This is a genomic window from Chryseobacterium sp. MEBOG06, from assembly GCF_021869765.1.
Classification (GTDB): domain Bacteria; phylum Bacteroidota; class Bacteroidia; order Flavobacteriales; family Weeksellaceae; genus Chryseobacterium.
Genome location: NZ_CP084580.1, coordinates 1,590,402 through 1,602,480, shown reverse-complemented (window position 1 = coordinate 1,602,480; position 12,079 = coordinate 1,590,402). Strand labels below are relative to the sequence as shown.

General features: G+C 37.0%; 8 protein-coding genes. 2 read left to right on the top strand and 6 right to left on the bottom strand.

From position 1 onward, the window contains the following. Positions 1 to 100 precede the first annotated feature (100 nt). Entirely contained in the window at positions 101 to 979 is an 879-nt protein-coding gene (locus LF887_RS07395; protein ID WP_236858386.1) for a cupin-like domain-containing protein, read from the top strand. A 62-nt stretch (positions 980 to 1,041) separates the two neighbouring features. Here the strand turns inward: LF887_RS07395 and LF887_RS07390 are convergent, their stop codons facing one another. The 3 genes from LF887_RS07390 to priA form a co-directional block, all read right to left on the bottom strand. Further along, on the bottom strand, positions 1,042 to 2,973 hold the full coding sequence (locus LF887_RS07390) for a M1 family metallopeptidase (RefSeq protein WP_236858379.1): 1,932 nt from the start codon (positions 2,971 to 2,973) through the stop codon (positions 1,042 to 1,044). A gap of 84 nt (positions 2,974 to 3,057) precedes the next feature. Then, positions 3,058 to 4,527 carry a D-alanyl-D-alanine carboxypeptidase/D-alanyl-D-alanine-endopeptidase gene (gene dacB, locus LF887_RS07385; protein ID WP_236858371.1) on the bottom strand — a complete coding sequence of 490 codons (1,470 nt, stop codon included), beginning with the start codon at positions 4,525 to 4,527 and terminating at the stop codon, positions 3,058 to 3,060. A 161-nt stretch (positions 4,528 to 4,688) separates the two neighbouring features. Then, positions 4,689 to 7,136, bottom strand: coding sequence for a primosomal protein N' (priA, locus tag LF887_RS07380; RefSeq protein ID WP_236858363.1), 2,448 nt, complete (start codon positions 7,134 to 7,136; stop codon positions 4,689 to 4,691). Positions 7,137 to 7,243: 107 nt separating this feature from the next. Here priA and LF887_RS07375 point away from each other — a divergent pair, with 107 nt between their 5' ends. Beyond that, a complete protein-coding gene (locus LF887_RS07375) occupies positions 7,244 to 7,714 on the top strand; it encodes a hypothetical protein (protein ID WP_236858355.1) in 471 nt (156 codons plus the stop codon). Here LF887_RS07375 and LF887_RS07370 read toward each other — a convergent pair. The 3 genes from LF887_RS07370 to LF887_RS07360 all read right to left on the bottom strand — a co-directional run bounded on the left by LF887_RS07370 (position 7,706) and on the right by LF887_RS07360 (position 12,060). Beyond that, the gene (locus LF887_RS07370; protein WP_236858353.1) at positions 7,706 to 8,614 is read right to left on the bottom strand and encodes an AEC family transporter; all 909 of its coding nucleotides are present in this window, start codon (positions 8,612 to 8,614) and stop codon (positions 7,706 to 7,708) included. The two genes, LF887_RS07375 and LF887_RS07370, sit on opposite strands and share 9 nt — an antisense overlap. A 173-nt stretch (positions 8,615 to 8,787) precedes the next feature. Further along, positions 8,788 to 11,256 carry a beta-mannosidase gene (locus tag LF887_RS07365; RefSeq protein ID WP_236858351.1) on the bottom strand — a complete coding sequence of 823 codons (2,469 nt, stop codon included), beginning with the start codon at positions 11,254 to 11,256 and terminating at the stop codon, positions 8,788 to 8,790. Positions 11,257 to 11,394: 138 nt separating this feature from the next. Further along, positions 11,395 to 12,060: a copper homeostasis protein CutC gene (locus LF887_RS07360; RefSeq protein ID WP_236858349.1), complete on the bottom strand. Its 666-nt coding sequence runs from the start codon at positions 12,058 to 12,060 to the stop codon at positions 11,395 to 11,397. Positions 12,061 to 12,079 lie beyond the last annotated feature (19 nt).

The following is a 12,079-nucleotide window of genomic DNA, read 5'->3' as shown; positions in this document are numbered from 1 at the left end:
ATATGTTTAATTCTAAAAAATTGGTGCTATATTCAGTTTTAACGACATTAGTCTATAATTTTAGTAGGATAATATCTATATTTGTTTAAAATTTGAACGTATGAAATTAGTTCCGGCACAGAAAATAAAAAAAATAAGTCCCGAAACCTTTATCAAGAAACATATGAAGCCAAGAATTCCGGTTATTCTACAAGATTTTGCAGATCCGGAAAGTCCTGCTTTTAAAAAGTGGAATTATGATTATTTTAAAGAAATTGCAGGCGAACATAAAGTCAACATTTACGGTAGCGAGATTGAATCACTGGACCGAGTAGCCAGCAAACCGATAGGACAAAGCACTTTTTCAGAGTATCTTGATTTGATTACCTCCTCTCCTACCGAGCACCGCCTTTTCTTATTTAATTTATTAACCATTAAACCCGAGCTTAAAAATGATATTCATTATAATGATGTTACAAAAGGAAAAATTTTAAAATGGCTTCCTTTTATGTTCTTCGGAGGCGAGGGTTCAATTACCAGAAACCATGTTGATATTGATATGTCTCACGTTTTTATCACCCAGTTTCAGGGAATCAAAAAAATATGGCTTTTCCCTTGGGAACAGTCTGATTTACTTTACAAACTTCCCTATAATTTTCATAGCATTACTAATATTAAAGAGCCTGACTATGCGGAATTTCCGGGATTAAAATATGTAAACGGCTATGAAGCTGTTATTAAACCGGGAGAAACCCTCTATATTCCTTCCGGATGGTGGCATTATATACAATATGAAACGGAAGGTTATTCTGTTTCTATCAGAGCCCTGCCTTCAGGATGGCTTGAAAAATGGAGAGGTTTTAAAAACCTTGTTCTGATCAGACATTTTGATAATGTAATGCGAAATGTATTTAGACAGAAATGGTTTGATTTTAAAGTACGAAAAGCTGTTAGAAAGGCCAACAGATCAATCAAAAAACAACGAAGCTTTCAAATATGAAAGCTTCGTTTATAATTATCAATCAAGAATATTATACCCAATAAGGGGCTTGTCAGAAATCATTAATGTTTAATAAACTTGATATTTTTCTCATCAACCGTAAAAATATAAGCGCCCGGAACCAATTCTGAGATTCCTATTGCCTTACCCGGCTGATACGTTCCTTTTCCTACCAGTTTTCCATCAAGAGCATGAATGGAAAACTCAACAGTCTTATTAATTCCCTTTATATATAATTCATTTTTTGCAGGATTCGGATATAAGCCAAAGTTATCTTTCTCAACTGACGATATGCTTAATGTATTATCCTGAGTCACGGTAGAGTTTTTTTCCAGAATCTGGTATTCATAATTAAACTGAACACTTGCAATCGGGAAAGATACAGACTCCTGGAAGTATTGGTTATTGGAAGTATTATTAAGCACCAAATAAGCAGTTTGCCCAGCCGTTCCGATTACTTTAACAGGTAGAGGCATTTCAAAAAAACTGACAGTAGGACTACTTTGTGTCTGACTAACTTTAAACAAAGTCTGAGTTCCAGATTGCTGCCATTTGATAGCATAAGTAGGATATCCTTCGCCAGTCACCCAATCATTAAAAAACTCAGTAAAATCTTTTCCTGTAGACTGAAGTAATGAAGTATTAAAGTCTGAAGTCCTTACATAATTGTAAGCAAGAGCAGGCCTTGCATGGTATTCTTTAAGCGCCTGGTAAAAAGCGGCATCTCCCAAGATCCACTTCAGCATTCTCAGAACATAACCTCCTTTTGCATAAGTAAGCCTGCTGTCGAAAATTCTGTTGATACTTGAAAGTCCGCTATCCGGAACATAAACGCTTCCCCCGGGACTTCCGGTAATATAACTGATCTGCCCATTCAGGTAATTCATAAAATCTGTATTGGGCATCAGTAGTTTTTCATTGGCCAAGTGTTCTCCAAAAGTGGCAAACCCCTCATTCAGCCAGATATCATTCCATGCCCCGCAGGTAACTTTATCTCCAAACCACTGATGGGCAAGCTCATGAGCAATAAGAGTTTTACTCCAGCCTCCCAGAGAAGACATCGTTTGATGCTCCATTCCTCCTCCATACATAAATTCCATATGACCGTATTTTTCGTTACGGAACGGGTATTCACCAAAATAGGTCTCAAAAGTATTCATTACCTGCTTTGTCCAGGTAATATTCGCCATACTTGTTGCATTGGAACTGGTAGATGGATAGACATAGTTGACAAAAGGAAACGGAGGGTTTCCGATTGTATCAGTCAGTTTAACAAAATTAGTAATAGCCAGTGCAATCAGATAAGCGGGTGTAGGATACATCGTTCTCCAGAAGGTAAGCTTTGTACTTCCTGTAGGAAAAGTTTCTGACATCAGTTTCCCGTTGGCTGCTACGTTATAGTTTTGAGGTGTTGTAATTTTAAAATCAAATCGGTCAATTTTATCATTCATACTCTGCTTGGTAGGAAACCAGTCCTGTGCCCCATAGGGCTCACTTAAAGTCGCAAGAACAGGTATTCCTCCCTGAAGGCTTGTTTTAAAAGCATCATTACCTGTAGACGGGGCTCCAGAATAATATATAGTAAGAGAATCTAATGTATTGGCCGGAATAGATGCCGGAAAATCAATCTTTAATTCCTTTGTGGAAAGCTGCTGAAAGCTGGTGATATTCGATCCGTGATATTTCACCTGCGAAACCGTCAGTGTATTGGAAAGGTCAAAATAAATGCTTCCCATATTCTGTGTAGGTTTAAAGTGAGAAGTTACAGAACCTGAAATATTATAAACTGCCGGATCCAGGGTAACGTCCATTCTTTGGTACTGCAGGTCATAATTCAGGGTATTGGCATTCACGTTCCCTATATTCATTTTGTGAGTAAAGGACTTCTTTTCCTTTTCAATCAAACCTTTCATATCAATGTTTTGATCCTGTTTCTGGCCGTAGAACGGTTGGGATATCAAAAATCCCAATATCAAAAGGTACAATTTTGTCATGCTTAGAAAATATTTAACCAAATATAAAAAAAACCTTTTAATCAATGATTAAAAGGCTATTATAATATATAAAATAAAAAAAAATTAAAGTTCCAGTGCCGGTTCAAGAATTTTCTCCATTCTTTTCTTCACCATATCTACTGATCCGGAATAATTATTGACCATTAGGGAGAAAACCAATGTTTTTCCGGAATTGGTTTTTAGATAACCCGCCAGTGTTTTTACTTTGTTTAAAGTTCCCGTTTTAGCAAATATCTGACCATTACCTCCTCCGATGAACATTCTTTTCAAAGTTCCAGACTGTCCGCCAATTGGCAAAGAAGTGAGATAAGACCTGTAATACTTCTGATCCATTAAGGAAGTTAGAAACTTCACCTGAGAAATAGGAGTCACATTATTACTTCTTGAAAGCCCGCTTCCATCAATGTAATTAAGGCCCAACATGTCAAAGCCGGCATCTTTCAGATGTCCTGTTACTACTATTCTTCCCGATTCTGAAGTCTGATCACCTATTTTCTGGAATCCTACAGTTTTCAGCAAAGACTCAGCTAATGAATTGTCACTGTGCTGATTTGTATAATAAATAATATCACCTAAAGTGGGAGACTGATACGCTGAAAGCATTTTTCTGTTCTCTGGTGCTGCATCTGTCATTTTTGGAGTTACCTTTCCGGTAACAGGGATTCCGCTTTTTACCAAAGTCGTTCTGAAAGAATTAGCAAGGTAAGCCGGTGCATCCGGAAGTTTGGTTGTCAATACTCCGTCTCCTTCATATTTTTCAGCATATACCATCTGATGGGCATAAGGAGAAACGTAGAAAAATTTCTTTTCTGTAGAGAAACCTCCTTTTTTAACGATCAGTTTTTCATTTGCAGGGTTTATTCCACGAGTTGTTCCTGCAGGCAGGTAGTAATTATTGTTTTCCAACCATACAACATTTTCCGGAAGCATTGAAATATTGCCTTTGAAAAGCGCTGTCTGAATGATAATATCACCATTTACCTTTTTGATTCCCTCTCTTGAAACACCTCCTATGAAATCTGAGATAATGTCTCTGTAAGATGAAGCTCCTGCTTTGTTGGTTCCTAACGAAGGATCCCCGCTTCCAATTACATAAAGATTCCCATTTAAAACTCCGTTTTCATCCACAGTTCCTGAATACTCCAGCTGGGTCATCCAGCGGTAGTTCTCGCCCAACAGATTCATTGCGGTTTCTGTAGTCAATAATTTAGTAGTAGAAGCCGGAACCAAAGGAGTATTTTCATTGTACGAAGAGATTACTTTCTTCGTTTTTGGATCATACACAACGAATCCCCAGCTTGCATTTTTCAGCACAGGATCTGCCATCATTGTGTTTACATTAATATCTACAAGTTCTTTTGCTGACAAAACAGCTTTTTCCACCACCGAACTAACCGGTGAGGGCAGATGTAAACTGCTTTTCTGATTGTCATAATTCTGAGAATAAAGAACGGTAGAAACGGTAGACTGAGCCAGGAAAAAACCGGAAGCCAACACCGCTACACTTGAAATATATTTTCTGTAATTTACCATCTATCTTCTTTTTGTTCTATAGTTTTGACTCTATAAAAAATGATAAGTTAAATCATTCAATAAAAAAGCCAAACACTTAATCAACGTCCAAAAGTAGAAATTATTGTCATACAAAAGCCTATAGCCAGCTTATAAAAGACTGTAAAGTTTGTTAAAAATTGTTAAAAATCCACAAAAACCCCTTTTTTAACGCTTTGATAAGCAGTGATTTCGTCAAATTCTTTTAGACTTATCAAAACCAGATCCTTAAACTTCTCATAATTTTTACCCCTCGGTAGCTTAAGCAAAATCTGAAACTGATATACATTATTCAGTCTTGCAATCTGGGCCCTTTCCGGTCCCAAAATACAATCTTCCGGCAGATATTTTCTTAAGATAGATCCCAGAAACTGAGAAGCACGGTCTACCTTTTCATCTCTGATATGCTTCAGCTCAATCATAATAAGCTTAGTAAATGGCGGATAGTGAAATTTCTGGCGCTCTGTAAGAATGTATTTATAGATCTTCGCCGGATTGTTCATCTTAATAAGCTGAAATACGGAATGTTCAGGATTATAAGTCTGAATCAGAATTTTTCCCTTTCCGGATACTCTTCCTGCTCTTCCGGAAACCTGTGTGATCAGCTGATAGGCCCTTTCCTCTGCCCTGAAATCCTGTACATACAGCATAGAATCTGCTTTTGGAATCGCTACCAGTTCAATATGGTCAAAATCCAGTCCTTTAGATATCATTTGTGTTCCTACAATGATATCAGTCTCTCTATCTTCTATCTTTTCATACAGCTTTTCGTAAGCAAATTTTTTACGCATAGAATCTATGTCCATTCTATCCACTTCATTTTCGGGAAAAAGTTTAGAAACTTCTTCATGAATCTGCTCTACTCCAACGCCTCTTTCATTTAAATTTTCGGATTGGCATTTAGGGCATGTCTTAGGTTTTGAAGCTTTTTGTCCGCAGTAGTGGCATTTCATCTCGTTAGCTGCCTTATGGTAAGTCATCACCACATCACAATTGGAGCAATAGTTCACATATCCACAGCTTTCACATTCTATTACATTAGAATAGCCACGACGGTTGTGAAGGACAATAGCCTGGTTTTTTTCGTCTACTGTCTTCTTTATTTCTTCAATAAGCCTTAAAGAGAAATTGCCGGAAACTTTTTTAGACTCGTGAGCTTCCTTGAAATTGATAAGTTCATATTCCGGCAGACTGACCTCCCCGAACCTTTCATTCAGGAATACGTATTTTATCTTATCTTTTCGGGCTCTGTAATAACTTTCCACAGAAGGGGTTGCAGATCCAAGGATCACTCCCGCCTTATAAAGCCCTCCCAATACCAATGCTGCATCTTTAGCATTAAAATAAGGAGATACTTCTTTTGGTTTGTATGCAGAATCGTGTTCTTCATCTACAACAATCAAACCTAAATTCTGATAAGGTAAAAACAAAGCATTACGGGTAGCAATCAGAACACGGATATCATTCTGCTTAATTCTTCTCCATACTTCCACCTTTTCAAAATCAGTCAGCTTCTGATGGTAGAATCCCAACTGCCTGCCATATTTTTTTTCTAATCTCTGGGTGATCTGTTTAGTAAGAGATATTTCGGGAAGTAAAAACAGTACATTGTTTCCCTGTTGTATACATTCTTCTATTTTCTCTAAATAAATATGGGTTTTTCCAGACGAAGTTACTCCGTGAAGCAGAACATTTTTCCCCTCTTCAAAGGCTTCATCAATTTCGGATTTAGCTATTTTCTGCTGTTCGGAAAGTTCTTCAAGTTCTTCAATCTCTCCTTCATAGCTTTCTATACGGTCCTTCTGCATATAATATTCCTCCACAAAGCCTTTATCTGCAAGCGCTTTGAAGTGAGAACTTCCAAAGTAACCATCTTCAAAAAGTCCGGCTTTCTTAATATGAATATCCGGATGTTCTGTTTGTTTTTCCAGAATCAAAAGGAAAAGATCTTTCTGTTTGGGAGCTTTATTAAGTTTTAAAAGAATTTCTGTAAGATTCTGGTTCCTCAAAACCTCATCATTAATTTTTACATAGGAAACCTCTTTCGCTTTATATTTTTCAGCAATTTTTTCATCAATCTCAATATACTGCATGTCAATAAGTGAGTTGATGGTTTTAATAATCTCTTTTTTAGGAATAAAAGCCTCAATATCTGTAAGGTTAATCAGCTGCCGAACTTCCAGTGCCTGAATAAGGTACATTTCACTCACATCCAGATTTTCAAAATCAATAACAGCACCTGGTTTCAGTTTTAGATAGGTTTCACTTTCCAGCTTTAATGAGGAAGGAAAAGCAAACCTGTAAATTTCCCCAAGACTACACAGATAATAGTCCGAAAGCCAGTTCCAGAAACGAATCTGTTCCTCAGGAAGGATTGGCTTATCATCCAGCATACTGATCACATCCTTTGCGACAAAATTCTCAGGGGCATTGTTATGAAGTTCAAATATAATTCCTGTATAAATCTTCTTTCCTCCAAACGGTACCAATACCCGCATTCCGGGTTGTATTTCAGATATCAGTTCTTCAGGAACTTTATAGGTAAAAGATCCTTTCAGGTTCAGTGGTAAAACAATTTGAGCGTATTGCAAGGGAATTTTTTAAAGTGTAAAATTAGATTTTTCTTCACAGAATTGCAATTATTTATATTTTTATCGTTCTTTTAAAAACCAATATTTTCAATTAAAACTTTATAACCATGAAAAAAGTATTGTCTCTGTTCTTCCTGTTTCTTTTATTAATTATTCAGGCACAGGAAAAAACAGCTATAAAAAAGACTGAGATAACAATTCCAATTGGAAAAAAACTGCTCCTAAAAACTCATATAGAAGGTAATACTATCAATGGTTTTGAAATTACTGATGAACAAAGTATCAGTGATAAACCGGATATGATGAAAGTTCTGAAAAATTTTGAAAAAGATAAAATAACTGATAACAGTATTGAATTTACCTTTTGTGAAGCACAAATGATGAATAATCCGTATTTCATACTTAAAACAGTACAAAAAACCGGAAAGCAAATGACTTTTAAAGCTAAAATCAGGTTAAAAGGATCTCCTTTATATTCTTCAACCTCCATTATGCCCGTTGGAAGCAACAGTCTTTCTCTTGAACAGTGGCAGAATAATATTGACTCCATTTTCCTTTATGACTTTAAGCTAAAATAAAAGCTGAGTCACCTCATACCAAAACGCAGAAGTAAAAAATCCTACAATAATACTGACACCAATGATCAGGTTGATAAGTTTTGTATTGAGTCTGAACTGCTCTGCTATGATACTTGAAGTAATCAGGGTAGGCATTGCTGCTTCAAAGATGGTAATTTTTGCAATATCCCCTTTGATGCCAAATAATAAAGCCAGTCCCACAACGATTGCCGGAGCCAGAATCAATTTATAAAGCATAGACATAGACATTTGCGGGATCAGTTTTTTCCATCCGTTAAATTTTAGCTGCAGTCCAACTGAAAATAAAGCTAAGGGGCTTACTGTGGCAGCTAGCTTATCAAAGAAAGGCTCTGCAGCTGTAAAATCTATAAATTGTGACAACACTAAAGCAGAGATACAGCCCACTAACGGTGGAAAGGTTACCAGTCTTTTTAAAATAAATACAGCACTTACCTTACCTGATCTGCTTCCTCCTTTTACAGCTGCTATAATTCCTAATGTAGAAAGGGCAAAAAACATAGTCTGGTCACAGATAATGGCAATACTCAGCAGCCCTTCTCCATAAAAAGCACTGATCAGAGGAAATCCGATGAAAGAAGTATTACTATAACCACTTGCCAGTTCTAAACTGCTTCTTGAACGCCTTGAGTACCCCTTGCGCTTGCTGTAAAACATCATAAAGAAGAAACAAAATACAGAAATTAAAAAAGTAGCTGCAATAGGAAACAGCATTTCCGTTGTCCATTTTACTTTAGGCAGGTATTTAAAAGAAACTGCCGGAAGAGCAAGATAAAGAATCCAGGTATTGATCCCCTTGTGGGCATCAGGGTGGATAGATTTTGTTGCTTTGAATATCATTCCTGCAATAATGCAAACTGCAATCAGAACAAAATTTACCATAACTATAAAGAAATATGATGCAAATTTACGGCTGATTTTTGAGTTGGAAGAGTAAAATTTATATTTTCTCGGGTATGATTTCTATTAAAGCAGGAATAATAGGGGGTTAGTAAAAGTTTCTTTTACATATCAACCCTTCCAGATTTCCAGAAGCCTAAAATCCGGAAATAATTTTAGTTGTTCATGACTTCCCACAGGCTCATCACTTCAACTTTTTCTAAAGGTTTTGAAAGGGTAATTCTCTTGGATGATCCAGGCAGGAGATCGAAAAAATTATCACTGAAATGAGTATTTCCAATCAGATAAACATCTTTTGCCAGAACATCTGCAGATACTTCTATCTCCACCGGAGATATTTTTCTGATTGTAATGTCAGGTTTTGAAAGTTTTAAATCTTTTGGTCTATTAAAAAAGAACAGTTTTTCATATTTTAAATCATTTTCAGAGGTGATTTTTAAAACAGCTTTTGATGTGTCAAATTGGACTAACTGTGATTTTGTAATGCTCGATATTTTTTCACTGGCATCTGCCTTCAGGTCACCGGACTTCCTGCTCTCCCAAAGCTTTTTCCCTTCAAAATCAATCAATTCTATTTTTAAACTGAACTTCAAATCTTTAAGCAAATCACTTATAAAGTAAATATCATAGTTTTTATCAGTCTCTGCTACGGATATCAATATAGGTTCAAAGCTTCTTTTAGCCTGATAGTGAAATGCCTTCCAGTTCCCAAGATAATCAATGGAAGACCATGAAACCACGGGCCAGCAGTCATTGAGCTGCCAATATAAAGTTCCCATATTGTAAGGCTTTGCACGGCGGTGAGCTTCAATGGCAATCTGCATTCCGCGGGCCTGCAGCAGCTGGGAAACATAATTGTATTTCACAAAGTCAGTGGGGATTTTGTAATCACGCTTTAAGTATTCATTAATAATATCCCAGCCTCTGGAATGTTTTTCATGAGCTTTGACCGTTGAGTTTTCCACCCTTAATTCCGGAGTACCGGAAAACATTGATTTGGCAGTTTCAAGGGTAGGCATTCCCTGAAAGCCATATTCAGACATGAAGCGTCCTACTTTCTCGTTATAAATCTCAAAGGGCTGTTCTCCCCACCAGACTCCCCAATAGTGAGAATCTCCTTCTGTAAGGCTTTCTTTATGCCCCCACCCGATTGATGGAGAACTTGGCCAATAGATATTTTTATCTGCGGTAAGATTTTCTTTTAAGGCAGCAGGAATAACATCATGAAACAGCTTTTTATAATCCTTCCAAACCTGTAGTGAATCGTTCTTTGAATACCTGAACTGCTTCTGATATCCCCAGTTGACAATCGCTTCATCAATCTCATTATTTCCACACCACAAGGCTATGGACGGATGGTTCTGAAGTCTGTTCACCTGATCTTTCACTTCTTCTTTTACATTGTTTAAAAATTCTTCATCTGAGGGATAAAAGCTTCCTGCAAACATAAAATCCTGCCACACCAAAATTCCGTTTTCATCGCAGGCTTTGTAAAATTCATCATCTTCATAAATCCCGCCTCCCCAAATACGAATCATATTCATATTGGCATCTTTGGTATCTTTGATCAGCTTTTGGTATTTTTCTTTCGTAATTCTTGGTGAAAAACTATCTGCAGGAATCCAGTTTGTCCCTTTGATATAGAGTGGGCTTCCATTCACCTTAAAGGAAAAGGATTTTCCGTTTGAATCTTTTTCCTGAATCAGCTCTACTGTTCTTAAACCCATCTTTTGGTTCTTTTCTGAAAGTACTTTTGCCTCTTTGAGTAAGGAAACCTGTATATCATACAAATAGGGTTCACCTCTTCCGTTTGGCTGCCAAAGTTTTGGATTATGAATGGTAAAAGGGATATCTATCCTGTTTTGTCCTTTTTTCAATGAAATGGTATTCTCTTTACCGTTCAAGATAAGGTTATATCTCCCTGCTTTGCCTGCCACAATTGAAGTATGAAGAGCCAGGTCTGCTTTTTTATCGGCTATATTCTTCTGCTCAATCTTCAGGGTTTCTATTTTCGCGGTATTCCAGTATTCAATCTTAATATCTTTCCATATTCCTGCTGTTACAAGCCTTGGTCCCCAGTCCCAGCCAAACTGGTATTGTGCTTTTCTTACAAAACTTCTTGGTGACTCAGGCACTGTAAAGGGAACTGCTTTTGCCAGCTCTTTTCCGGTACTGACAGCAGACTTAAAATTGATTTGCAATAGATTATCTCCCTTTATCAGATAGTTTTTTACCGGAACCTTCCATTTCCTAAACATATTATCTGTTTTTTTCAACAGTTTTCCATTCAGGTAAATTTCTGCGAAGGTATCAAGTCCGTTAAAAATCAAATCTATATTTTCCTTCTTTAGTTCCTGTGACGAAACGCTGAAGGTAGTCTGATATTCCCAGTCTTCATTTTCTACCCATTGTACTTTCTTTTCATTTTCATCTTTAAAAGGATCAGGAATCAGTTTATTATTCATCAGGTCCAGATGAACAGTTCCCGGTATTTTGGCCGGAAACCAGTTTTTCTGCTTCGGGTTTCTGAACTGCCAGTTTTCGGAGGATAAGCTTCTTTCTGAAAATTGTGCAAAAATGATATTCTGACTGAAAAGCAACGCAAAAAGTAGTATTTTATTCATCAATAGTTTGTTTACAATGCTGTGGACTCCGTCCTTAATTGGTCTACCGTTAAAATTATGCAGTATGTCATTTCGTTTCAGATAGGCTAATGCCTGTGAATGAAAAAACCGGATTGAATTCCAATCGTATGTTTTGTTTTATGATTTATTCTTAAGGGCAACCACCTCATCAGGATTGGCAAAAGCACCGCCATCTGTAATAGCAGAAGAGTGGAAATAATCCGCTTTTGTAAACGCTCTTAATTCTTCAATATTTGAGGAACGGAGACCGCCTCCTACAAGAATTTCTATTCTTCCACCGGCTAGTTCAACCAGTTTTTTCAGGTTTCCTTTTCCCTCAGATACATTGGGTTTCTGACCTGACGTAAGAATTGTTTTAAAACCACATTCCATGACTTTCTCTAAGGAATCTTCCAGTGTTTTAGCTCTGTCAAAAGCACGATGAAAGGTACAGGGAAGCGGCGCAGCAAGCTCTATCAAAGCTTTATTCTGTTGCATACTGACCTCATCATTCTCATCCAGAATGCCGAAAACAAAACCATCAACACCAAGAGTCTTTAAATGAACCAGATCGTTTTTCATCTTTTCAAATTCTGTTTCTGAATAGGTAAAATCACCTCCCCGTGGACGAATCATTACAAAAATCGGGATATCTATTTTGTCACGAAGTTTCTTTGTGGTTTCAAATTCCGGAGTGGTTCCTCCTTCACTGAGACCAGCACATAATTCTATTCTGTCTGCTCCATTTTCGAAAGCAATAATCGCTGACTCAGGATTAAAGCAGGCTATTTCTATTTTTGGCATTTTAATTTCTGTATATTTT

Bases quoted from the DNA above. Each gene is read 5' to 3' on its own strand.
- LF887_RS07395 (WP_236858386.1), top strand. From the start codon at position 101: ATGAAATTAGTTCCGGCACAGAAAATAAAAAAAATAAGTCCCGAAACC.
- LF887_RS07390 (WP_236858379.1), bottom strand. From the start codon at position 2,973: ATGACAAAATTGTACCTTTTGATATTGGGATTTTTGATATCCCAACCG.
- dacB (WP_236858371.1), bottom strand. From the start codon at position 4,527: ATGGTAAATTACAGAAAATATATTTCAAGTGTAGCGGTGTTGGCTTCC.
- LF887_RS07375 (WP_236858355.1), top strand. From the start codon at position 7,244: ATGAAAAAAGTATTGTCTCTGTTCTTCCTGTTTCTTTTATTAATTATT.
- LF887_RS07370 (WP_236858353.1), bottom strand. From the start codon at position 8,614: ATGGTAAATTTTGTTCTGATTGCAGTTTGCATTATTGCAGGAATGATA.
- LF887_RS07365 (WP_236858351.1), bottom strand. From the start codon at position 11,256: ATGAATAAAATACTACTTTTTGCGTTGCTTTTCAGTCAGAATATCATT.
- LF887_RS07360 (WP_236858349.1), bottom strand. From the start codon at position 12,060: ATGCCAAAAATAGAAATAGCCTGCTTTAATCCTGAGTCAGCGATTATT.